24 protein-coding genes are annotated in these 22,537 nt (G+C 66.2%); 12 read left to right on the forward strand and 12 right to left on the reverse strand.

Annotated elements, in window-relative coordinates; translation table 11 throughout:
- The first annotated feature begins 4 nt into the window (after nucleotides 1-4).
- Both LZC95_47235 and LZC95_47240 read left to right on the forward strand, forming a co-directional pair.
- On the forward strand, nucleotides 5-844 hold the full coding sequence (locus LZC95_47235; GenBank protein WXA94034.1) for a formylglycine-generating enzyme family protein: 840 nt from the start codon (nucleotides 5-7) through the stop codon (nucleotides 842-844).
- Entirely contained in the window at nucleotides 841-2,079 is a 1,239-nt protein-coding gene (locus tag LZC95_47240; GenBank protein ID WXA94035.1) for a competence/damage-inducible protein A, read from the forward strand. The genes LZC95_47235 and LZC95_47240 overlap by 4 nt, the downstream gene beginning before the upstream one ends.
- Here LZC95_47240 and LZC95_47245 read toward each other — a convergent pair.
- The 4 genes from LZC95_47245 to rpe all read right to left on the reverse strand — a co-directional run bounded on the left by LZC95_47245 (nucleotide 2,066) and on the right by rpe (nucleotide 8,531).
- A complete protein-coding gene (locus LZC95_47245; protein ID WXA94036.1) occupies nucleotides 2,066-4,027 on the reverse strand; it encodes a hypothetical protein in 1,962 nt (653 codons plus the stop codon). The genes LZC95_47240 and LZC95_47245 overlap by 14 nt on opposite strands.
- 73 nt (nucleotides 4,028-4,100) lie before the next feature.
- Entirely contained in the window at nucleotides 4,101-6,296 is a 2,196-nt protein-coding gene (locus LZC95_47250; protein ID WXA94037.1) for a S41 family peptidase, read from the reverse strand.
- Between the two features lie 118 nt (nucleotides 6,297-6,414).
- On the reverse strand, nucleotides 6,415-7,830 hold the full coding sequence (locus tag LZC95_47255) for a hypothetical protein (GenBank protein WXA94038.1): 1,416 nt from the start codon (nucleotides 7,828-7,830) through the stop codon (nucleotides 6,415-6,417).
- A gap of 17 nt (nucleotides 7,831-7,847) precedes the next feature.
- Complete coding sequence (gene rpe / locus LZC95_47260) at nucleotides 7,848-8,531, reverse strand: ribulose-phosphate 3-epimerase (GenBank protein ID WXA94039.1); 684 nt, start codon at nucleotides 8,529-8,531, stop codon at nucleotides 7,848-7,850.
- 63 nt (nucleotides 8,532-8,594) lie between these two features.
- Here rpe and LZC95_47265 point away from each other — a divergent pair, with 63 nt between their 5' ends.
- The gene (locus tag LZC95_47265; protein ID WXA94040.1) at nucleotides 8,595-9,179 is read left to right on the forward strand and encodes a GNAT family N-acetyltransferase; all 585 of its coding nucleotides are present in this window, start codon (nucleotides 8,595-8,597) and stop codon (nucleotides 9,177-9,179) included.
- Nucleotides 9,172-9,669 (forward strand): cyclic nucleotide-binding domain-containing protein, encoded by a 498-nt coding sequence (locus LZC95_47270; protein ID WXA94041.1) that lies wholly within the window; start codon nucleotides 9,172-9,174, stop codon nucleotides 9,667-9,669. Before LZC95_47265 ends, LZC95_47270 begins: the two co-directional genes overlap by 8 nt.
- Nucleotides 9,670-9,675: 6 nt before the next feature.
- Here the strand turns inward: LZC95_47270 and LZC95_47275 are convergent, their stop codons facing one another.
- On the reverse strand, nucleotides 9,676-9,948 hold the full coding sequence (locus tag LZC95_47275; GenBank protein ID WXA94042.1) for a hypothetical protein: 273 nt from the start codon (nucleotides 9,946-9,948) through the stop codon (nucleotides 9,676-9,678).
- On the reverse strand, nucleotides 9,945-10,262 hold the full coding sequence (locus LZC95_47280; protein ID WXA94043.1) for a hypothetical protein: 318 nt from the start codon (nucleotides 10,260-10,262) through the stop codon (nucleotides 9,945-9,947). The genes LZC95_47275 and LZC95_47280 overlap by 4 nt, the downstream gene beginning before the upstream one ends.
- Before the next feature lie 291 nt (nucleotides 10,263-10,553).
- Between LZC95_47280 and LZC95_47285 the strand changes: the two genes are divergently transcribed.
- Nucleotides 10,554-10,820 (forward strand): hypothetical protein, encoded by a 267-nt coding sequence (locus tag LZC95_47285; protein ID WXA94044.1) that lies wholly within the window; start codon nucleotides 10,554-10,556, stop codon nucleotides 10,818-10,820.
- 13 nt (nucleotides 10,821-10,833) lie between these two features.
- Here the strand turns inward: LZC95_47285 and LZC95_47290 are convergent, their stop codons facing one another.
- The 3 genes from LZC95_47290 to LZC95_47300 form a co-directional block, all read right to left on the reverse strand.
- Nucleotides 10,834-11,340 carry a CarD family transcriptional regulator gene (locus tag LZC95_47290; GenBank protein ID WXA94045.1) on the reverse strand — a complete coding sequence of 169 codons (507 nt, stop codon included), beginning with the start codon at nucleotides 11,338-11,340 and terminating at the stop codon, nucleotides 10,834-10,836.
- A gap of 473 nt (nucleotides 11,341-11,813) precedes the next feature.
- Nucleotides 11,814-12,794, reverse strand: a complete 981-nt coding sequence (locus LZC95_47295; protein ID WXA94046.1) for a Ppx/GppA family phosphatase — start codon at nucleotides 12,792-12,794, stop codon at nucleotides 11,814-11,816.
- Between the two features lie 68 nt (nucleotides 12,795-12,862).
- On the reverse strand, nucleotides 12,863-13,684 hold the full coding sequence (locus LZC95_47300; GenBank protein WXA94047.1) for an OmpA family protein: 822 nt from the start codon (nucleotides 13,682-13,684) through the stop codon (nucleotides 12,863-12,865).
- A gap of 486 nt (nucleotides 13,685-14,170) precedes the next feature.
- Here LZC95_47300 and LZC95_47305 point away from each other — a divergent pair, with 486 nt between their 5' ends.
- Nucleotides 14,171-14,521: a hypothetical protein gene (locus LZC95_47305; GenBank protein WXA94048.1), complete on the forward strand. Its 351-nt coding sequence runs from the start codon at nucleotides 14,171-14,173 to the stop codon at nucleotides 14,519-14,521.
- 214 nt (nucleotides 14,522-14,735) lie between these two features.
- On the opposite strand, the gene LZC95_47310 is transcribed toward LZC95_47305, so the two are convergent.
- Entirely contained in the window at nucleotides 14,736-16,346 is a 1,611-nt protein-coding gene (locus LZC95_47310) for a hypothetical protein (GenBank protein ID WXA94049.1), read from the reverse strand.
- A gap of 225 nt (nucleotides 16,347-16,571) precedes the next feature.
- On the opposite strand from LZC95_47310, the gene LZC95_47315 reads away from it, so the two are divergent.
- The 3 genes from LZC95_47315 to LZC95_47325 are packed head-to-tail and all read left to right on the forward strand — an operon-like array spanning nucleotide 16,572 to nucleotide 18,551.
- A complete protein-coding gene (locus LZC95_47315) occupies nucleotides 16,572-16,865 on the forward strand; it encodes a hypothetical protein (GenBank protein WXA94050.1) in 294 nt (97 codons plus the stop codon).
- Nucleotides 16,866-16,884: 19 nt separating this feature from the next.
- Nucleotides 16,885-17,739 (forward strand): DUF692 domain-containing protein, encoded by an 855-nt coding sequence (locus LZC95_47320; protein ID WXA94051.1) that lies wholly within the window; start codon nucleotides 16,885-16,887, stop codon nucleotides 17,737-17,739.
- Nucleotides 17,736-18,551, forward strand: coding sequence for a DNA-binding domain-containing protein (locus tag LZC95_47325; protein WXA94052.1), 816 nt, complete (start codon nucleotides 17,736-17,738; stop codon nucleotides 18,549-18,551). The genes LZC95_47320 and LZC95_47325 overlap by 4 nt, the downstream gene beginning before the upstream one ends.
- 2 nt (nucleotides 18,552-18,553) lie before the next feature.
- Here LZC95_47325 and LZC95_47330 read toward each other — a convergent pair whose 3' ends face one another.
- Nucleotides 18,554-19,171: an AgmX/PglI C-terminal domain-containing protein gene (locus LZC95_47330; protein ID WXA94053.1), complete on the reverse strand. Its 618-nt coding sequence runs from the start codon at nucleotides 19,169-19,171 to the stop codon at nucleotides 18,554-18,556.
- 181 nt (nucleotides 19,172-19,352) lie between these two features.
- Here LZC95_47330 and LZC95_47335 point away from each other — a divergent pair, with 181 nt between their 5' ends.
- Together LZC95_47335 and LZC95_47340 are read left to right on the forward strand one after the other, a co-directional pair.
- Nucleotides 19,353-20,846: a serine/threonine protein kinase gene (locus tag LZC95_47335; protein ID WXA94054.1), complete on the forward strand. Its 1,494-nt coding sequence runs from the start codon at nucleotides 19,353-19,355 to the stop codon at nucleotides 20,844-20,846.
- Nucleotides 20,843-21,310: a hypothetical protein gene (locus tag LZC95_47340; GenBank protein WXA94055.1), complete on the forward strand. Its 468-nt coding sequence runs from the start codon at nucleotides 20,843-20,845 to the stop codon at nucleotides 21,308-21,310. The genes LZC95_47335 and LZC95_47340 overlap by 4 nt, the downstream gene beginning before the upstream one ends.
- A gap of 1 nt (nucleotide 21,311) precedes the next feature.
- On the opposite strand, the gene LZC95_47345 is transcribed toward LZC95_47340, so the two are convergent.
- The gene (locus LZC95_47345; GenBank protein ID WXA94056.1) at nucleotides 21,312-21,857 is read right to left on the reverse strand and encodes an HNH endonuclease; all 546 of its coding nucleotides are present in this window, start codon (nucleotides 21,855-21,857) and stop codon (nucleotides 21,312-21,314) included.
- Between the two features lie 113 nt (nucleotides 21,858-21,970).
- Here LZC95_47345 and LZC95_47350 point away from each other — a divergent pair, with 113 nt between their 5' ends.
- Nucleotides 21,971-22,516, forward strand: a complete 546-nt coding sequence (locus LZC95_47350) for a cytochrome c maturation protein CcmE (GenBank protein WXA94057.1) — start codon at nucleotides 21,971-21,973, stop codon at nucleotides 22,514-22,516.
- Nucleotides 22,517-22,537 lie beyond the last annotated feature (21 nt).

Below are 22,537 nucleotides of genomic sequence, written 5' to 3' on the forward strand. Positions count from 1 at the left end.
GCGCATGGCCGGGCGCTCCTGGATGCACATCGCGCTGGGCGCCGCCATCGTCACCGTGAGCGTGCTCGCCGTCGTGCTTCGAAAGAGCGACGTGCACATCGAGTGCGGCCCCGGCTTTCTCGCCAAAGCGCCCCGTTGCCTCGGCTGCCCCGCGCCCTTGGTGGCCTACGCCGGCGGCTGCGATGCCCCCGACGTTCGCATCGCCGTCCCGGCCACCACCCTTCTCCTCGGCCCCTCGGACTGGGAGGCCGAAGGCCGCGTCGCCCCGCGCACCGTCGAGGTCGCAGCCTTCGCCATCGACGCCTTCGAGGCCACCGTCGCCAAGGTCGAGCATCGCGCCTCGCCCGACGGCGCCCGCGCTGCCGCGGGCCTGACCCGCGACGAAGCCGCCGCCTACTGCGCTTCCCGCGGAGGACGCCTCCCCACCGAGGACGAATGGATGGCGGCCGCCACCAACGCCGGCACCCTTCGCCGCTACCCCTGGGGAGACACCGGTGCGGTGTGCCGCCGCGGGGCCTGGGGACTCGAACGCGGCCCCTGCGCCCACGGCGCCCTCGGGCCCGACACCGTCGGGGCCCACCCCGATGGCGATACGCCATCCGGCATCCACGATCTCGCGGGCAACGTCGCCGAGTGGGTGATGCCCTCACAGCCGGCCGGCGCCAGCACCACCCTCGCCGTGGCACGCGGCGGAAGTTACCGCACCGCGCTAGCTACCGAGCTCCGCACCTGGAGCCGTATGGAAATTCCCCCCGGTTCCCGAAATCCCGACGTGGGCGTGCGATGCGCCTACGAAGGCGCATCCGGCGAGGCGAATCCGGGTTACCCTCGTCGATCCCCATGACGTGCGCCGTTCTCTCCATCGGGACCGAACTAACTCGCGGTGAACTCGTCAACTCGAACGCCGCCTGGCTTTCTGCCAGCCTCACGGACCTCGGCTTCGACGTGCCCCTCGGCGCCACCGTCGACGACGATTTGACCCGCATCGTCCAAGAGCTGCAACGCCTGGCGTCCTTCGCGCGCGTCATCGTCTGCACCGGAGGCCTCGGCCCCACGACGGACGACATCACCACGCAGGCCGTGGCCAACTTGATCGGCGTGCCGCTCGTGCGCGATGAGGCCTCGCTCGAGCACATTCGCCGTCGCCTGGCGAAGTTCGGCCGCACCGTGAGCGACACCAACGCCAAGCAGGCCGACTTCCCCGAGGGAGCCGACATCCTGCCCAACCCCATCGGCACCGCCCCCGGCTTTTCCGTGCGCATCGGCAACGCGCTCGCCTTCTTCATGCCGGGCGTCCCCCGCGAGATGAAGCAGATGTACGAGGAGCAAGTGGTCCCGCGCGTGCGGGCCCTCGCCCCGAACGACAGCTACCAGATCCGCCTGCGCACCTTCGGCTTGCCCGAAAGCACCGTTGGCGAGCGCCTGGCCGGTGTCGAACAAGCCTTCCCCGGCGTGCTTCTCGGCTACCGCGCGACCTTCCCGGAGATCGAGGTCAAAGTCCTCGCCCGCGGTCTCTCCACGGCTGCCGCGCGCGAACTCTGCGAGCGCGCCACCCTCGAAGTGAAGCAGCGCCTGGCCGACGTCATCTACGGCGAGGCCGACGACACCTTCGCCGGCGTCACCGGCCGCCTCCTTCGCAAAAAGGAATACACCCTCGCCGTCGCCGAATCGTGCACCGGCGGCCTCGTAGGCCACCTGCTCACCCGCGAGCCCGGCGCCAGCGATTTCCTCCTCGTCGACGTGGTCACCTACGCCAACAGTGCCAAAACGCGCTTGCTCGGCATCGACGAAGAGGTCATTCGCGGCCACGGTGCGGTGAGCAGCGAGGTGGCCTGCGCCATGGCCGAGGGCGTGAAGCGCGTCTCCGGCGCCGACGTCGCGCTTTCGCTCACGGGCATCGCAGGCCCCAGCGGCGGGTCGCCGGAAAAGCCGGTTGGCACCGTCTTCATCGCCGTGGCCGGGCCGGCGGGCGTGAAGGTCGTCGAACGGCATTTTCCGGGCGATCGCCACATGATCCAGACCTTGGCGGCCTACGTGGGTTTGAACCTCGTGCGCCAGGTGTGCATCACTTCAACTTGACGCACGACGCATAGGCGCCCACGCGATCCGAGCCATCCGTGGGTGCCACGCGCAGCCGCACGTCCTTGCCCGGCCCCACGTAAATCTCGGCATACGGCTGCACGGTGCCATTGCTTCGCGTGCTGGACCACGCCCCGGTGATGCCGCTGATGTAGCAGCGCCCATTCTTGGCATTGGCCGCCGACAGCAATTGCGTATCCGACGTCGTGTAAATGTCCTTGGCCAAGTACACCGGGCTCCACGCATTGCACTTCGTCGAATAGGCCTCCCCGGTGAGCGGCCCCTGAATGAGCGGCGCCGACGGCTTCACGTGCTCCTGCGCCAAAAGCGCATTGGTGCCCGATTCGTAAACACGAAGGAAGTCCGGTTTCACCGTGGTCGCGATGTTCGTCTGGGCCACGTTGCCAATGAAGCCGGACAAGATGTTGATGAATTGCCCCGCCGGCGCAATCGTCGTGCTTTGACTGTAATGCGTCCCATCGGAGTCATTGAGCTTCGACGTCTGCATCGAACAATCATCGGGATTGGGAATCGCCTGAATTTCGTTGAAGCGCGAGCACTCCAGCGTGCCGCCCGGCGCCGCCATCGGCGCGCCCGGCGTATTGTCCATGAAGTACCGTGTCTTCCAGGCGCCATCGGCGGCATACAGCCGCAAAAAGCTTCCTCGGTATTTCTCGTCGGCAATGGGGATCGAGTTGTCCGTCTTTTGCCAGAACGACCCGTGCAAGGTGCGCCAATAGCAGAACGCGAGCGGGCATTCGCCGGGCGTCGAGCACTCCGAAACCGTTTCCTCTTCGTCCACGCGACCATCGTGTGGATCGGCGTGCGTTGCGCCATTGATGATGACGCGCTTGGGCCCTCCGCGGCACGTGTCGCCCTGCCCATATTGGGCAATCTTGCACTTGGCTGGGGGCTGGGGCGCGCGCGGGTTGTTGCCATATTCGGCAATGGCCTTGGCACATTCCGCGACATCGAGCGCCTCGCCCTCGACGGAGGCATTGTACGTCGTTTGCCCAGGCTTCATCCAAATAGGTGAATCGGCGGAGTGCGGATTCTTGTGCGTCTGCGTCGCCGCCGTCGCAATGGGTCCGAGCGCGATGGACGTGCCCCGCGTCGTGGAGAAGGCGCCGTCGAGCGCGGAGAGGCCCATGCGATGGCACACGCCCGTGCACCCGGCCCCGGTGCCCGTGGACTTGATCTCGTAGACCTTCCACGATTGGAAGTCCGCCCCGACGAAGTTGTACGGATTGGTCTTGTTCCAGCTGAAATCGTGTGAGCCCGGGAGCACGTTGCCCTTGGCAACCGCGTCCGGATCGTCGGCAAGTTGTGCAATGTAGGGCGAGCGAATGAAAGGCCCATTGTCGTGGCAACGCACGCAGTTGTCCGCTGCGGTTCCCGCGGGCGTCTTCCACGGGAAGTTTCCGCCACCGTTTCCTTTTATCGGCGCCGTCACCTTGGCCGGCAGATTTCCGAGCGCCTGATAGAAACAGGTATTGCCGTTCTTCTTGTTGTACTGAATGACGGCGATATCACCGTAATTCGCGCCCAGGCCTTTCTTCCGGCAGTGCGCTACGACCATGTGGGTCCCATCGTTCTTCAACACTTGAAAGCGACTGCCGGGATCGCATTCATGGTTGAGCACATTGGGACGGTCGCAATCCTGATTGGGGTAGCTGCCGCTCAGATTCGTCTCGGGGACCTCGGAGCCTTCGTCGCAGTCGAAATCGGGCACGGTCGCGCCAATGGCCGTGTCGCACTTTTTGGAGAATTGCTCCAGTTCCTCCGTCCGGCCGACGTCACACTCCGCCTCGGGATCGTTCGGATCGATGGGATCGATCGCTTGCTCGGTGCTGCCCACCGTTTCTTCGGGTACCGGCGCCGACGAACACGCTGCCAACCATGCCGCCGCGGTCACGGCGCTCAGCCCGATGTAACTGGCCTTTCGCATGAACGAAACGATGCCCACGCATTGCCACGGCCGGCAGTCGCTCAAACGAACGACGGCCGGCCGCAATGCACTGTTACGGCGCTGCCAGCACCTCGATGGCGCGCATCAGCTCGGGATCACGGCCATCGCGGAAATCGGCCGTGGTCATGGCTACTTCGTAATCCGGCACGATGCCGATACCGTGAAACGTCGACCCATCCGCATGAAGGACTTCCAGCCCGGTGAACGCGCACGCGTAGCCGCCGGGTAGTTGCACGGTCGTCACGTTGCCGTTCGTGCCCGCGCTCCGCCGGCCCACGACCGCTTTCAGCCGCCGCGCATCGACGAGCATCGTGGAGAAATTCTCCGCCGCCGAAATCGTCCCAGTCCCAACGAGGAGTACGAGCGGGCCGCGGTACGATGGCTCGGCGGGCGGTATGTCGTAGCGAACGGCATCGAGCTCGCGCCGTGCGGGCCCCGTGAGGACCGGAATATGGAACAAGGGACTAAAGAAGTCCCTTTGAATCAGGTGTTGTGCGACGTCATAGTGATCCACCAAGGGGTAATTGCGCATGTCCACGACCAATCCTTTGGCCGACTGACTCTCGACGATGGCCGCACGAAAATCGTCCATGGACGTGAGCACGTCACCCGCTAAATTGATGTAATGAACGTCAGGCGCACCCACGTCCCCGAGCCGGCCGGCGGGCCGCCGGGTGGGGCCCGTACCCAGCTTTTCCAAATAGTCCTTTTTCGAAAATGCCGTGGCCGTAACCGTGCGCACCGTGCCGTCGGGAGCGCGCAATCCGAACTCGGTGGGGCCGCTCATCTTGCGGTAGAAAAAGGATGCGCCGATGAAGCGGTCGCCTTCCGTGGCGGCCGACGTGCGCCATAGTTCGCGTGCATACCAAGTCTTCGCGTCTTCGCCGCCGATGCGAACGATGGTATCGCCTGGATGAATCGCGGGATCCAACGAACGGCGGACCACGTCCTCGCCGTCGATGTTCTCGGAAACGACGCCCAGCCAATTCGGCAGCGGAGGGGATCCGAAGTCGAGAATCGCATTATGGCCATCGTGAATGGATTCGGCGAAGCGCCGGAGCACGTCTCGAAAGGCGCTGCGCTCCAAGCGGGGCATGCCATCCACCGTGGCGAGCGTCTCCGCGAGCCGCTCGTCGATGCGATCGCCGACGGTGTGGAAGTACGGAAAGAACCGACGCAGCGTACCGTGCACCGTCAAAAGCGCCGCCCGCGCTTCGCCCAGGCCCAACGATGCGGGTTGGACTTCGTCGAGTTTCGTGATGGGCAGCAGCGGAGGGCGGTTGGCAGGACCCCACGGGATCGGCGGAGGCGTGGCTGTCCCAATGGCGGCCATCGCCTCGGCCTCCGTGGGGTCTTTTGCTTGCAGGTCGGCCGGCACCTCGTCGGGCCACCGCGCATTCCCGGAGAAGAGCTCTTGCGCGCGGTAAGCGAGACCGCTTTTCCCGACGCCGACCCAGCGTGCCTCGGCCACCTCGGCGCGCACATTCGAGCCGGCGAGCCAGGCGCGGTTGGCCAGGCGCAAGGTCATGGCCAGCTCCGCGGCCTCCGGCGCAAGCTCGGCACCCGTGACGAGCACCAGCGGCAGCTCGGACGTCCCTTTGGGCGCAAGCGCCGGCTGCGTCAGGGCCGCAACGCTGTTCTCGTAGACGCTTCCGTCCCTTGGGGCGAGTCCGTAGTGCTTGCGCACATGCGACGTGGCGCGCGGCACCGCCGACGCCAGCGCCGGTGCCACCGCGGCCTCGAGTGCCTCGCGCAAGCCCTGGACCGCGGGCAGATGACGCAGATCCACCACGACGGCCTTCGTCCCTGCCGGCAAGGTCACTTCGCCGGTGCCGGGCCGCACGATCGCCACCGGCCCCATGGAGCGCACCCGCGCCGGGCGAAGCGGCGTGGCATCGGAGGGGCGCGCGCACGCGGCCCCACCCAGGCGTGCCGCATACGCCGGCAGCACCGCCTCGGTGATGGGACCGGCCCCACCGACACTTGCGGCGAGGGCTTGATCCACCTCGGTGTACGTGGCGTGCACGCCGAAGAATCGAACCTCGGCGTGGGCCGACGAGAGCTCGATGGGAAGCTCCCCCGCGCCGCCGGGACCCGCCGCCACGTGGGCGCACCAGTCGAGCGGGGCGAGCGGGGCGAGCGAGGCGAGTGAGGCCGCGAGCCCGATGCGGGAAGGCTCCTCCGAGCCACCCCCGTCCGAGCAGCCCGCAAGCAGGGACGAAACCGCAAGCAGAGCAAGTCTTTTCATGCCCTGCGCGCGAGCAACAATTACACCGGGCCCGAGCGCGCGCCCGCAGGTGAAATCACGCGGTACACGCGCCCCGCATGCGCCGGTACATCGTACCGCTGTACCGGCGCAAATGTACCTACGGTGCCGGTGCCGACGCGGTCAACTCCGCGAGCCACTTCGTCACCATGCCGCAGTCGGACGTCTCTTTGGACGCGCCGTTCTGCGCGGCCTGCGTGGGCCCCACCACCATGATGAGATCGCGCCCTTTGCGCGCGATGCCAATCGGGCCGAGCCCCTTACGCGCAATGCAGGCCGTCGGACCGGGCCCTTTTTTCGCCGGTCCCACCTTGGCTTCCATCGGCGGCAGCAGCGCGGCGTAGGCGCGCTCCGCGAAGGCGGCGGCGTTCTTCCCCGGCCCGCGGTCGTAACGAATGCGCCACCCGAAGGCGAACTCGTTGTTCCCCTTTTGCAAAAGCACGCCTTTGTCACCGCCCCAATGGGCGGCCACCACGGCGGCCTTTTCCGGATCCATCCACTCGGCGAAGGTGATGCGGATCCCCAGCTCGCCGTACACGTCGTTCTCTTTTTCGGTCCATCCAGCGCCCAGCGCATTCCGCGTCGGCACGTCGATGTCGATGGCCGGCTCGTGCGACTCGTACTTGTCCAGGTGCAGGATCTGCTCGCTCGTGAGCGGCGGCTTTTCCCAGGCGCGGTTGACCGCTTCCCAGCCGCCCTTGCGACGCAGCGCATGCACGAACAGCGTCCCGTCCAGGTACGGTGCAATCAGCGACGCGCGCATCACGTGCGGCGCCGACGACCCTGGCCCCTTGTCCATGCTCTGGGCAATCGTCGCCGAGAAAAGCTCCTCGGGCATATCCAGCGCCGTCCGACCCGTCTCGGAGATGATCACGTCCAGCATCGCACTGGTCGCGTCCCCCTCGGCCAGCGCCGAGCGCGCCGCTGACTCGTCGCCGTGGCCCGGCTTGTACTTGCTGCGCGTGGCCAGGTCCCAGTTTTGGTCCTGCAGCGCGTGCACCAGCTCGTGCGCGAGCGTCGCCTGCGCATTTTCCTCATCGAGATCGGCCGCCATGTACATCGTCCGATCCGCCGGCTCGTAATAACCGGCGAGCTGCGCCTCCAAGAGCCCGAACGTCTCCGCCTCGTAGTCGAAGGCCATGGGGATGAACCCCAAGAGCTGCAGCACCAGCCCCTCGTCCCGAATGGCAGCCGGCGGGATCTCCCGCGCCACGTGCTCCTTCACCCGAGCGAGCAGCTTTTCGCGCGCCAAGGTGCGGCCAGGCACCTCCTTCTTGGCCTCGATCCCGCGCACCGCGCTCACCTTCTTCAGCATGCGCGCAATGAGCCGTTGCTGCTTTGCCGCTTCCTCCGCCGACACATCGTTCCCTGGCGCCGGCGGCGCAGTGGGGGCCGCCGAGGCCGTGGACACGGGAACCACGGCCACGGGTTGGGGTGCGGGTTTGGAGCTGCCGCACCCCAATGACAACAACAAGAAGGACAAGAACGTTCGGCCGCGCATGGAGCGTGTCATCACTCGGGTTACCCTTGGGATCAAACGAGCCCTTTTTGAGCTTCGGTCAAAATAGCCGAAATAGCCCGTTCGTAGGGTGGGTGCGTGAAAATAGCGTTTCCGGCGACCAGCGCCCGGGCCCCCGCGCGCACGGCCCTCTCCGCCGTTTCCGGCGAAATTCCGCCATCGATCTCCAAATCGATGGCCCGCCCGCTTTGGTCGATCATCTTGCGGATGGCCGTCAGTTTGGGCAGCGTCGATTCGATGAACGACTGCCCGCCGAATCCCGGGTTGACGCTCATCACGAGCACCAGATCGACCAAGTCCATCACGTAGCGAAGGGTCTCTTCGCTGGTGGACGGGTTGAGGACCACCCCGGCGCGCAGCCCGAGATGTCGAATGCGCTCCAGCGTGCGATGCAGGTGCGTGCAAGCCTCGACGTGCACCGTCAAACCATCGGCCCCCGCTTCGGCGAAGGCATCGATGTATTTTTCCGGCTCCACGATCATCAGGTGGGTATCGAGCCTCAGCTTGGTGACCTTGCGCACGGCCTTCACCACCGGCGGGCCGATGGTGATGTTCGGGACGAACCGACCGTCCATCACGTCCACGTGGATCCAGTCTGCGCCCGCGGCCTCGACGGCGCGAACCTCCTCCGCAAGGCGGCCGAAATCGGCGGACAATATCGAGGGGGCGATGATGATGCGATCCTTGTCGGGCTTCATGATTTCCTTGCTCGAAAACGAATTCGGGAAGACTCTATCTACTACCGAGAACCTACGCGTCCCATGGAAACCCGCCGCATTACCAAAGCCGACTTCGATCATATCGTCGAAGTGATTGACCGCTGGTGGGGAGGGCCCATCCACGCGCAAGTCCACCCGATGTTCTTTTACGAGCTCGGCGATCACGCCCTCATCGCGGAGGAAGGGGGCCTCATCATCGGGTTTCTCCTTGGGTTCGTAGCCCACGCCGAGGTCGACCGGCCCAATCCGAGCACGAGTCCCCATCCCGTGGCTCCCGGGGCCGGCCCCGGTGTGAAGACGGGTTACGTTCATCTGGTGGGCATTCACCCGGAGTACCGCCGGCGCGGCGTCGGCCGCTTCCTGTACAAGCAATTCGTACAGGAGTGCATCGCGGCGGGCTGCACGCGGATGAAGGCCATCACCACGCCGGTCAACGAGGGCTCCATCCGCTTTCACGTCGCCCTCGGCTGGCAGGTCACCGAGATGGATCACTACGCCGGCTACAAGCGAAAGCGCCTGGTGTTCACGAAGGACATCTCTCAGGAATCGGGGCAGGAGTCAGGGCAGGAATCGGGCGCGGACGGCTCGGTCGTGTCGGGATCCGGGTCGGGGAATGGCCATGAGTGAGCCCGAGGTCACGCCCGCGCGCCTGCGCGAAATCGGCCTCTTCGGCGCCCTTTCGGACGAGGTGATCGCCCACCTCGCCGTCGCGCTGAAGCCGCACAAAGTCCCGCCCGGCGAGACCATCTTCCGCGAGGGCGATCCCGCCCGCGAGATGTACGTCGTGCTCGACGGCGAAATCGAGGTCCTCAAGCGAAGTCGCCGCGGTCGCGATCTGCGCGTGGCCATCCTGGGCCCGAACGACACCTTCGGGGAGATGTCCCTCATCGACGTGCAGGCCCGCTCCGCCACCGTCCGGGCCGTGGCCCACACGCGCCTGCTGCGCATGAGCAGTGAAGACCTCGATTGGCTTTACCGGCACGATTTGAAGTCGTACGCGATCATCACCTTGAACATCGCGCGCGATCTCTCCCGTCGCCTCCGCGTGGCCGACGGCATCCTGGCCGACTTCGCTGCCAGCGTTCTTGACGAATACGTCATCGGCGATCGCAAATAGCGCGGGCTAGCCCGCGTCGGCGTCGCCCGCGTCCGCATCTCCCGCGTCCGCGTCGGCGTCGCCCGCATCGGCGTCGGGGCCGCCTTCACTGGTCTCGCTGGCATCCATGTCTGCGCCGGGGACGGCGGAGTCGCCGCGACCTTGGCCGCCGCCGTTCAACGAGCCATCCAACTCCGCACCCGGCGGAATCGGCTGCGGGTTGAGCGTGCACGCCATCCACAGCATCGCCGGAAGAACCAGCGCCAGGAGCATCCACACCGCAAGGCGAGCGCGCTTCATCCCGCGTCCCCCGCATCGCCGGCGTCTTCGCCTGCATCGCCGCCGTCACCAGCATCGCCCGCATCCGTACGGGGATCACTCGCGTCGGATCCCGCGCCTGCGTCCTCGACGGCTTTGGCATCGGGCAGGCTGGCATCTCTCGGTGGCTGCTGCGAGCCTCCGCCGTTGCCCATGCCATCCGTGGGCGAGCCGCTATCGGGCTCGGCGCCGGGAGGAATCGGCTGCGGATTGAGGTTGCAGGCGCCCATCCAGGCCGCGATCCCCAGGGCGAGCACCAGGCGCAGCCGTGCGCCGAAGCCCGTGCCTACCGGCATGGCCACATTCCCCTGGGACTGTGCCGCTCGCGGATCCATCGCCGATAGGTGATACCCCTCGATCCCACTGCTGTTCGCTTGCCGATCGCTCGCCAAACGCTTCCATAGCATCGAGGGTGCCATCTCGAATATCGCGGAAATTCGGCCACCTTGGGATCACCGGTCGCTGACAAGCGTGCCGTTTCGGCGCAACTTGGCACACGACGCTTCGGTGGGCTGCGGAATCAAAATCCACCACGGAGCACGGCGTCCAGCCCTTCGTTTTGCTAAGGGAATTCGGACGCGAACGCCATGACCTCCCCGGCCACCCCGCTGCCCCCGAAGCTCCGCCGTGCCCTCGAGCTGGTCTATGCGCTGGAGGGCGTGGCCTCGGCCCGCGTCTGGCAGTGGGGCGATCGCATCGCGCTCGGCGTTCGTGCCGGTCGAGCGGCCGCCCCGGCCGAGCTTCTGCAGCGGGTGGAAGACGCCGTCGCCGCGCTGCGTGAGCCCGGCGAAATCTGGGACTTCGGCCTGCTCGACGACGACGATTCGCGTTCGACGGAGCCGCCGGCTCTCTAAGTTCTCTGCACGATCAGTTGGCGACGAACAGCGCTTCGATTTCCGTCTTCACGTCGTCTTCGGTCTGCGCGCGGGCCACGGCGATCTCTTTCACGATCAAGCCGCGGGCAGTCTCGAGCATGCGGCGCTCTCCGAACGAAAGCTGCTTGTCGGTCTTCAGGCGGTACAGATCGCGAAGCACCTCGGCCACGTCGTAGATCGAGCCAGTCTTGATCTTGTCCATGAAGCCGCGGTAGCGCCGATTCCACGTCTGATTGTCGAACGCGATCGTGCGCTCCTTCAGGATGTCGAAGATCTCGCGGATCTCTTGCTCGTTGATGACTTGCCGGAGGCCTACCGCGCTGGCGTTCGTCACCGGGACCATGATTTTGCGGTCCGTATCGAGGATGCGGAGCACGTAGAAGCGCTGACGGCTTCCCGCGATGTCCTTTTCCTCGATCTTGATGACTTCGGCGACCCCTTGGGCAGGGTAAACAGCCTTGTCACCAACATTGAATTTGACGTCCGTCCCAGCTTGCATGGTATCTCCTTGTACGAGTGATTCACGGTAGTGGCGTCCGCGCCTTGAATGCGTGGTACACCCCGTCCGACCGGGCGCTCGTGAAAAGGCGGCCCGGTTCGCAAAAACACTTTCTCCCCGGCGCAAATGCGACGAACGCCAGAGGATCACGAAACGAAATGCCTTGGACCGAGCGTTAGACGTGGTCCAGGCGGCGAACTCAGAATCAGGAGCGAATCGATGAGGATGCGGGGGAGTGCAGTGGTGCACGTATGAGTGCACTGACTCAGCCGATTTGGAGGCTGAGTTCCTAACGGTCGGCGCCTTTTATCTGCCTGCTTTTACCTGCTTGCTAGCTTGCTGCCGAATTCGCATTTCACGGATGATTGAATGTGAAATGCCACTGCTCCTGGCGACCGCTGGATATGAAGCGAGGCGAGCGCACTCTAGTTCCCTCGCCATAGGTTTGTCAAACTTATTCGGCTGCTGCGGGATCACAATGTAGCAGCCGATCGAGAGAGCGCAACCGCGAGTCCCCACCGCACACCTCGGTCCGAAATCACCAACGATTCCGCGCCCAAATGCTCGAGTAGCGCCAGCGCGACCAGACCACCCGCCACGATGACGTCGGCGCGTTTGGGTTCCAGGCCCGGGACCTCACGACGCACTGCGAGAGGAAGGGACGCGAGGTGCTCCACCACACCGCGTAACGCGCGCGTCGTGAGGTGGTGCCCGTGCACGCGCGTTGCGTCGTAGGTCTCCATCTTCATCGCCACCGCGGCCAATGTCGTCACCGTGCCCGCGATGCCGATGGGCACCATCGCAGGACGCGCGTGTGCGCCCACGTCACCCGCCAAGGTCGAGAAGGTCGCATGAAGCTGCGCGCGGATCGCATCGAGCTCGCCCGCCGATGGTGGGTCGCTCCGCACGTGGCGCTCGGTGAGCCTCACGCTGCCGACGTCGAAGCTTTTCTTGTAACCGATGCTCCGCACCGCGCCTGTGTCGTCGAGCGTGCCGCGCACCACCTCGGTGCTGCCACCTCCGATGTCGAACACGACGAGCTCCTGCCCGGGCACCGCCTCTGCGAGCCCGACGAGCGCGCCGGCGAAGGTGAGCTCCGCCTCTTCGTCGCCGCCGATGACGCGCAGCTCGACACCGAAGGTCTTCCTGATGTGCTCTGCAATGACCTCGCTGCCGCGCGCATCGCGCATGGCGCTCGTTCCGACCACCGCCACGTGGGTGACCCCCAGCCGCTTCACGATCGCCCCGTAGGCGTCCAAGCAGGCGCCCGTGCGGGCGATGGCGTCGGGGTGGAGCGTGCGCGTCTCGTCGACCCCCTGCCCGAGGCGCGTGATGGTCGCATGCTCCTCCACGGCGCGCAGCGAGCCGTTGCCCGTGCGCTCGGCGACGAGCAGGAGCACGGTGTTGGTTCCAATGTCGATGGTAGCGATGCGGTCGGTGCGGCCTTCGGTCATGGACAAAAAACTAAAGGGCCGACCCTCTCGGGATCGACCCTTTTTTGCGCTGCGCGCAATAACGCGAGCTACTTGATGTTGTTCAGATTGAGCATTTCTTCGACGTTCGGCTGGAGCACCAGCTCGACACGGCGGTTCTTGCTGCGGTCGTCCTTCGACTGATTCTCGACGGTGCCCGCGATCGGATCGGTCTCGCCGTAACCGGCGGCCGACCAGTTCTTCGGATTCAGACCGCCGCCGCCCTTGCCCGCCGCGACGGGCTTCGCACCCGGCTTGGCCGGAGCATCGGCCTTCGGCGTGATCAAATACAGAAGCGTCGAGCGCGCGCGATTAAGCGACAGTCCCCAGTTGTCTTTGAAGGGTCCTCCGCCGTACGGTTCATTATCGGTGTGCCCCGCAACCTGGAAGATGCGTTGCGACAACGTTGCATCGCTGCCAATGACCTGCGCGACCTGCGCGAGGACGTCTTTGCCGCCCGCTTTGAGCTCGTCCTTGCCTGAGTCGAAGAGCACGTCGCCGGGCAGCTGGATGACCATGCGGTTGTTGCGCACGACCACCTTGAGGCCCACCTGCGTGAGCTTGTCGAGGCGGTTCTTCAGGTCACGAAAGCGCTGCTCGATCGCGGCGAGCTGCTCGGAGCGTTGCTTGTACTCCGAGACGGCTTGGCGAAGCTTGTCGGAGTCGATGCCCGCTTGCTTGAGTTGCGCGCGGAGATCTCCGATTTCGCCCTGGGCCTTGCCGTACTTCGCCTGGTCCTCGGCCATCTGGGCCTGCGCCGTCTTCAAATCCGCGGAGAGCTTGTCGATCTCGCGCTGTTTGGCGGCCATCTCCTCGTCCGTGTGGCCGCAGCCCACGAGCGTGAGCAGCAATGCCGCCATCGTGGCGAGCATGCTCCATCTGAAACTCTCTCTTGCCATCACCACCGCACCTCCTCTAACCGGCGCCTTGCCGGCGCACTTGGGAAACCGACGCGAAAACGCGGTCAAAATCATTGATTGGGAATGCATCCGATTCCGCGCGCCGACCCTAGCTTTGGCCCGTTTCGCGCGTCAAGTCGGGCGTCGAGGGCGTCCGGAGGCGGCTTCCACGCGTGATTGCATGTCGCGATCGCGTGCCCTGTGGAAAAAAATCGAGGCGCTCCGAAGCCGGGCTCGGCGACATGGCATCGGAATCAACCGACAGCACACATTCGAGGGTGATTGCTCGAGGATTTCTAGCCTTTTCGAGCCGGATCGCCGCGCTGAGCGGGAAATAATGAAAACGGAGCGAGTCAAGCTGGGAAATGCATCGATGTCAGACAAAGCAACTTTTTTGTTTGACAACTGACGTAGGTGACCATATACGTCATGTAAATCACCTTCTAGGAGGGATAGGGAATGGCTGCTAAGAAGGCTGCAAAGAAGTCCGCTGCGAAGAAGACGACGAAGACGACGAAGACCCCGAAGAAGGCCGCGGGCAAGACGGTCAAGAAGCCGGCGAAGCGCAAGGCCGCTAAGAAAGCCGCCACCAAAAAGGGAGGAGCCAAGAAGGCTGCCAAAAAACCGGCTAAAAAAGCCGCCCCAAAGGCGGCGAAGTCTCGTGGCCGGGCGGCTGCTAAGCGTTCGTCTGGCGGCCGCGGCAAGGCTTCTGGCGCGAAGGCGGCCAAAGCCGCACCTCCTGCAGGTGTACCGTCCATGCTGGGTGGCGCTCCCACCTCCAGCCAAGGCCTCGACGACGGCGAGGAGTAGACCCAACAGCTGCCTTACGGCAGCGCCCGGTAACGGGTGGGTCAAGCGAAGGGCGTCGAAATCGCTACGTGCGGTCGACGCCCTTCGTATTTAAAGCGCCACCTGTTTCCGCTCCCGCTCCCGCACCCCCTCCCGAGGGTTCCAGAAGCGAGAACGAGAAGAATCGGGAGCGGGAGGGGTAGAGAAGGAGAGAAGAAGAGTCCGCTAGGCCCAGTCAGGCGCCCAGGTAGAGCTTCAACGCTTCGGCTGCGGCGCGTCGGTCGAACGGCACCGAGGCGAGCTCATCGCGTTTGCCGATTTGCTCGAACAGATCGACCAGGAAGTCCTGGAACTGATCGGCCTCGACAATAGCGCGGTGCAGGCGAGCGGGCTCGAGCAGATCCGTCTCTTCGAGGGCGGTCATGGCGCTGACGAACGCATCCACACGCGGGTAGTCCGCGGTTCGGAGGAGCGGGTAGCCCATGGCGCGGAAGTAGACGAGGAACTCGCGCACGAACTCGAGCGGCGAGGCACCGCTCCAGCGCACCTCGCCCGCCGGAACCGCGCGCGCCTTCTGCGCAAATGCGCGAACGATCTGGGCGAACATCCACACGTCGCGCCGCAGACGCTCGGACAAGTTGCGTCGCGCCGCATGGTCGTCGAACACGCCTTGCGCCTCGAGCCGTGCGCCCAACGTCGCGCAGAGGAAGAGAATCCCGTTTTGCAGTGCAGGACGCAGGGTTCCAATGACCTGCAAGGTCGCGCGCCTCACGTCGTCGGAGCTCGGGGCATACTCGGGCGCGGGAAACTCGTGCTCGAACGCGCGCCGCAGCTCGAGGCGGAGGTTGGCCGCGAGCCCCTCGAGCGAGGCCTTGATGTCGAGCAAGCGATGCCCATCCGAGAGCAGCGATTCGTAGCGCTGCGCGATGTGGCTCGCGGGCACGTTGAAGAGATCGCGCTCGTAGCCGTCGGCCAGAAGACGCCCCGCGCGGTGCCGCAGATGGCTCGTGAGCGCGCGCGCATCGGAGCGAAGGACGCTGAGCACCAGGTAGATGATCCCGGACATGCGCCGCGGCTCGCGGCTGTCGCGCGTGGTCGCCTCGAGCAGCCCCAGGTAGCGCAGCATGCGAAAGAGCGAAAGAAACGTCAGCGCCACCAACCGGCGTGCATGCTCCTGCGTGACCGAGCGGGTCAGCTCCAAGATGCGCTGGTTGGTGATGCGATCGAACTCCGGGCGGAACTCCAGCGCGGAGAGCGAATTGAAGTACACCGACTGCGCCACCTCCCGCTGCGCGACGCCGAGCATCGCGTAGAACGTGCGGAAGGGCACACGCGGCAGCCGCGAGATGCCGCTGGCCACCTCGATCATGTTCGTCATCGCGTGGCGCATGACGAAGAGCGAGCCGGCGGGCGTGTCCTGCGTCAGGTTCTCGCTGACCAGCCGTGTCCGAGCGCCATCGTCCGGCAGCACCGTCTCCAGATAGCGCTGAAACACGAACGAGCGCTCCCGCTCCATGAGCAAGGTGCGGCAAAGGGCGATGATGCGCCCGATCGCCTCACGGGCGAGCGCCACCGGCTCGCGGAAGTCCTGCGCGACCACGGGGGTGCGCCGCGGCTGGCCGGGGTGGTTGCGCGGATTGGCGAAGCACGCGAGCCCCTTGAGCAAGATTTCCAGCTCGAAGAGGTGCTCTTCCTTGCGCTCGGCCCCGAGCATGGAAAACCATGCCTCCCGCGCTTGGGCATGCTCCCGCCGCAATCCGCGCGTGTCACGGAGGAGATCGGCGTAGGCGTCGCGTTCCCCGGGAACGGTGGAGCGCGGCGGGACGAGCGAAGTGGTGTGGGCCACGGAAGAGACGAAGGATACACGTCCCCCGTGCCCTGAGCGAGGGTACGACTTTTCTCCGCGCGTAAGAAAAAGTGCGATCCGGGAAAAAATTGGTTCCGCGCACGGATACCTCGCTAGCCTTGGCGCGTATCCCTGGACGACTCGGCCGAACCGATTTTCGGGCGAGCATGACCGGCCAGGAAAATGGCCCCCGCGACATCGCGGGCAATTGGAGGAGAGATCATCATGAAGATGGGTAAGGTTCTCGCGGTGTCTGCGGTTTCGGGCATTCTGATGGGCGTCGTCGCAGGGTGTGGCGGCGACAAGGCTGCCGCGGCGCCTGCGGCCGACCCCGCCACCACGGCTGGCGAAAAGGGCAGCTGCGGCGGAGCAAAAGGCAGCTGCGGCGGCGCCAAGGGCGCGGGCTCTGCGGCCCCCGCCGGTTCGGCGGCCCCGACGGGTGAGAAGGGCAGCTGCGGCGGCGCCAAGGGCAGCTGCGGTGGCGCGGGCGGTTCGTCGACCACGCCGCCGAAGAAGTGAAGGGACGGAGCAAACGCGAATGAGCTTCCGCGCGCGTCATGGCCTCCCCGATCTCGGCGTGGGCGTTGGCGCGCGCGTGAGGCACTACCCCGCGATCTTCGACGAGGCGCCCGATGCGCCGGTGTCGAAGATCGATTGGTTCGAGATCATCAGCGACAATTTTCTCTTTCCAGGTGGGCCGCCGCAGAAAAACCTGGAGCGGCTGCGTGCGTTGCGTCCCCTGGTGCCGCACGGCGTGTCCCTGTCCATCGGCGCGAGCCACGCATTGGACGAGGGGTACCTGCGGGGACTGAAGGGGCTCGTCACCCGGCTCCGCCCCCCGTGGGCTTCGGATCACCTGTGTTGGTCCGGTGTGCCGGGGTCGAACCTGCACGACCTGCTTCCGCTGCCGTACACCCGTGAGGCGCTCACCCACGTGGTGGAGCGCGTGCGCCAGGTCCAAGACTTCCTCGAGGTGCCGTTCGCCCTCGAAAACGTATCCAGCTACATGACGTACCGCGCGAGCACCATGCCGGAATGGGAGTTTCTCGCCGAGGTCGCGGAGCGTGCCGATTGCGGCATCCTGCTCGACTGCAACAACGTGTTCGTCAGCTCGTACAACCACGGCTTCGACCCGAACGCGTACATCGATGCCATCCCGGCCGGGCGCGTGGTGCAGATCCACCTCGCCGGCTACACCGACAAGGGCTCGTACCTCCTCGACACGCACTCCGCCCCGGTGGTGGACGCCGTGTGGGAGCTTTACCGGCGGGCCATCCGGCGCATCGGCCCGACCTCGACGCTCATCGAGTGGGACGACGACCTGCCCGCCTTCGACGTCTTGGCGGCGGAGGCCGAGCGCGCCCGCCGCATCCGCGAGGAGGTGACCTCATGACGCCGACCCATGGTGCGCACCGCGGCCTGGCCGACTTGCAGGCTTTCCTCGCGCAGGCCGCAACGAGCGCGCGCCCCATCCCGGACGATCCCGCGCTCGCGGCGGAGGCGGAGCTCGTGGCCACCGGCAACGCACGCCTCTCGCCCGCGCAGCAGGTGGACATCTACCGCGAGCAATTCTGGTTTCGCCACCTGGCCTCGCTCGAGGAGGATTACCCGACGTTGCAGCACCTGCTGGGCAACGACGGCTTTCAAGCGCTCTGCCGCCGCTACCTCGACGCGCACCCGCCGGACAGCTTCTCCTTGCGCGATTTGGCCGCGAAAATGCCGGATTTTCTCGCGCATACCGATCCGTACCGCGCCGACGCGCTGCTCGCCGATTGCGCCCGGCTCGAGTGGGCCTTCATCGAGGCGTTCGACGCGGCCGATGCGCCGCCGTTCGATGCGTCGGTGCTCGCCACCACCGAGGAAGAGGCGTGGGAGCGCGCGGTCATCGTCTTTCACCCCTCGCTGCGATTTCTCGCGCTCTCGCACCCCGTCCATGGCTTTCGTGCGGCCATCCGGCGCGGCGAAACGCCGGAGCGCCCGGGTCCGGAGCCAACGCACTGCATCGTGTACCGCGCGAACGACATCGTCGGCGTCGAGGTGGTCGAGCCCATGGCGTTCGCCCTGCTCGAACGCCTCGCGCGCGGGATGCCACTCGGTCCCGCGGGCGAGGAGGTCGCGGCGATGGACGCCTCCGTGGAGGCGAGCATCGGCGCGTGGTTTCAGGCCTGGGTGGCCTTGGGCTGGCTCCGCGAGGTGCGGGTTTAGAGCTACTTGGCCCCGCCCGGCGCACGCTGGTTGCCGCGCGGGTGGAAGTTGAACGGGTAGTGCATGCGCGACTCGAAGCCCTTGGGGCTTTCGGCGAACTTGATGTTCTTGATGATCGCGATGATGCACTTGCCCAGGCCCTCGTCGTGGATCTGGCTCTTCGAGTCGTCCACCGCGATGTCGGTCACGATGCCCTTCGGGTCGATCGTCCACTTGATGTCGATGTCGCCCTCGAGGCTTGGATTGCGCTTGACGGCGTCGTCGTAGCACTTGCGCGCGTCGTCGCGGCGCGAGCCGATGATGGTCTGCACGTCCTCGCGGCGCCGGCCGATTTCCCCATCGCCGCTCGGGCGCGGTCCGCCTTGGCCCTTCGTCTCCACCGTGGTCGTGGACGACGTCGTGAGCTTGGCGCCCTGCAGATCGCCATTGCCGCTCAGGGTGGAGGTCGTCGTGGTGGGCGGGCCGGCATCGACCGCCGGTGCGGGCGGAGCCGTGGTCGTCTCTGCGGACGCAGGTTCGGGCGTCTTGGCCGGTTCGGACGAGCCGCCGGATCCGCCGCATGCGGCAACGCCAAGGAGGGAAGTGATCACTGCCACGGTGGCAAAGAGCGGAGCGCGCATGGGAAAACCTCCGACAATGTAGACGGGCACAATCTTATCACGATGGTGGACGCCACGCGCCAGCTGCCCCATCATCCAACGTGTCGGGACGGTGCGAAAGATTCCTTCCATCCCGCCCGCTGGCGGTCACTCGCATCCTCCGCCGCTTCCCGCGGCAGGCCCACCTCCATCCACGCCACCCGTGGTACGTCCAACGGACGTGGCGCGTGCGGGCACCTACGACCTTCTTCTCGAGCTGGCGTGTGGCGGCATGGCCACCGTCTATCTCGCGCGCGCGCACGACGACGCGACCGGCGATGCACCGCTCGTCGCCATCAAGAGGCCACATCGGCACCTGGCGAAGGACAAGGCATTCCTGTCGATGCTGCTCGACGAGGCACGCCTCGCTTCGGCCATCGACCATCCCAACGTGGTGAAGGTGCGCGAGCTCGGGTTCGAGCAAGCGGAGCCCTTCATCGTGCTCGACTACGTCGAGGGTGCGTCGCTGTCGGAGTTGCGCAAGGAGCTCGCGGTGGCCGAAAGGGCCGTCGACACGCGCGTGGCCGTGCGCGTGGTGCTCGATGCGCTGGCCGGGCTGCACGCCGCGCACGATCTCACCGACGACAAGGGCCGCTCGCTCGGGATCATCCACCGCGACGTGTCGCCGCACAATGTTCTCATCGGCTCCGACGGGCGGGTGCGCCTCACGGACTTCGGCATCGCCAAGGCCGAGGATCGCATGCAGGAGACGCGCACCCACGAGGTCAAAGGCAAGCTGGCCTACCTCGCGCCCGAGCGCATCGACAAGCGCCGCATCTGCACCAAGCAGAGCGACATCTTCTCCATGGCCGTCGTGCTCTGGGAGTGCCTCGCCGGGCGGCGCCTCTTTCGCGGGGACGAGGCCATCGACACGTTGCACGAGGTGATGGAGGCGCCCATCCCGCGCCTTCGCCAGCTCGGTGCGGACATTCCGGCGGCGCTCGACGAAGCGGTGGCGCGCGGTCTCTCGCGCGACCTTTCCGTGCGTTACGCCAGCGCGGCCGAGTTTGCGCAGGCCATCGAGCGCGGCGCCGGCCCGGCCAACGTGGGCACGGCGGCCGATGTGGCGCGTGTCATCGCCGCGGTGTTCGGTGCGACCCTTCGCCACCGCCACCAGGAGGTTCGCAGCGCGGTGGGCGAAGAGGCCGCGGAGCACCTGCTCAAGGCCACGGGCATCACACCGCGCCCGCCGCCGCCGCCGAACATGCCTCTGTCGACGCCCGCGCTTTACGCTGCGGTGGCGCCTCCCGCGCCGAGCGAGCGTTATGCCTACGGCAACGTGCGCGATCTCACCCCGTCGCGGCGCCTTGCGGGTCGCTGGAGGACGGCTGCAGCCATCGCCGCGGGCGGGCTTCTCGGTGGCACCGCCGCCCTGGTGGTTTTCTCCACCGTGTACGGTGCCGCACCCGTTGCGCCCGCGCCCGCGCGCCCTGCGGTGTCCAGCGAGTCCGCGGGGAGCCCTGCGCCGCCGGCCGATCCGCGCGAATCCATGGGGGCGGCATGGTACGGGACGCCGAGCGCCGATGAAGCTCCGCAGGTGGAGCCCCCGCCGCCGGCGCCCGAGTCCAAGCCCGCCGCGCGCGATGCCGGAAAATCGCGCGCGCAGCGTGAATCGGATGTGGGCACGACCCGAAATGGGTTTACCAAGCTGAAATGAGATTTCGCTGGGCTCTGCTCTTCGCGGCCGGCGTCGCGTGCTTCGCCGTGGCCGCGGGTTGCGAAGACTCCATCCTAAGCATCGCGCCCTGCGGCGAGATCCCCGCCGGCGGCTGCCCGCGACGCGGCGATACTTGCGCCGACGTCACCTGCGACGCCGTCTACACCTGCACCGACGGCGCTTGGACCCGCATCGCCACGTGCCCCGCGCACGAAGCCGGCCCTGATGGCTCACCCTCGGACGCCGGGGTGACCGACACGGGCGTCCCGCCCCGGGATGCAAGCTGGCTGGATGCGCCAGGCTCCAATGGCGGTCCCGGCTGCGCCGATCTCGAGCTGCCCGATTGCCCGCTGGGCGTGGCCGCCTCATGCCCGAGCGGCTGCTGTGGCTGCGAAGACCTTTTCGTCTGCCGCGATGGCGGATGGGAATTTTGGGGCACGTGCCCGCTCCCACCCGGCCCCTAGGTCAGCTCGCCTTGAGAAACGGATCCCACTCTTTGTAGCGGGAGCTGGCGCCGAGCAGGAGCTGCGCGCAGGTGGACCACTTGGGCCGGAAGGGGCGCCGCGCCAGGCGCATGTTCGCTTCGTCCGGCGTCTTCCAACCTTTGCGCAGGTTGCAGACCCGGCACGCGGTCACGAGATTTTCCCAGGAATCGACCCCGCCGCGCGAGCGCGGCAGCACGTGGTCGATGTTCAGCTCACGCAGGGGCGGCCGCTTGCCGCAGTACTGGCACTGGTGCGCATCGCGGAACATCAGATTGCGGCGCGTCAATCGGACCGTGAGGCGCGGCGTCCGATCGTAACGATGTAGGTGCAAGATTCGCGGAACACGCAAATTGCCGCCCACGATGGCCACCGCATCGTCATGGTCGCGCACGGGCAGATGACGCCACGATTCGAAGGCATGGGTCTCACCGTCATCGTCCAGGGCCTGCGCCGCACCCCCATAAAGGAGAACGAACGCGCGGCGTGCCGTGGTGAGCTGAACAGCCTCGAAATGTCGGTTTAACACCAGTACCGGAATCGTGAGCACGTCGCCCATATCCAAGTGATGCTCAGTGTAGCACCGTTGGCGCGGGCCGCCCGTTGACGGGGGCACACGAGGGGCTAAGAATTCGCCGAACGATGGCACAAGACGAAGTGGTCGAAGGGGAGAAGGACGACGGCATCGAGGTGCCCATCCGGCGGCGAGGCCCCGTAAAACAAGACGAACAAGCGCGCAAACGCGGCGTTTTGATCGTGGTTGGTATGGTCGGGCTCGGCGGACTTCTGGCGGGGGTTTTCCTGACGCAGATGAAAGACAGCGCCGTCTACTCCAAGCCAGTGGATGAGCTCGTCGCGCAAAAGACCAAGTTTGCAGGCCGTCCGGTGCGGGCCGAAGGAAACCTCGTCCACGGCACCCTGATGAAGCGCGAGCAGCCCTGCGAATACCGCTTCACCATCAGCAAAAACGGTGTCGAGGTGCCCGTGCGCTACGCACAATGTGTGGTGCCCGATACATTCCGCGACGTCGCGGGCATGGACGTGGGGGTCACCGTCGAGGGCGAGCTTCGCGCGGACAACAGCTTCGAGGCCACCAACGTGCTGGCGAAGTGTCCGAGCAAATACGAGATGAAGGAACGCGCCAGCAAGGGCGAGCAAATGCCGCACGCGCAGGTCGACGGGACTTAAACGGAATTCGGACGGAACCCG

The organism is Sorangiineae bacterium MSr12523 (assembly GCA_037157775.1).
Classification (GTDB): Bacteria; Myxococcota_A; Polyangia; order Polyangiales; family Polyangiaceae; genus Pendulispora; species Pendulispora brunnea.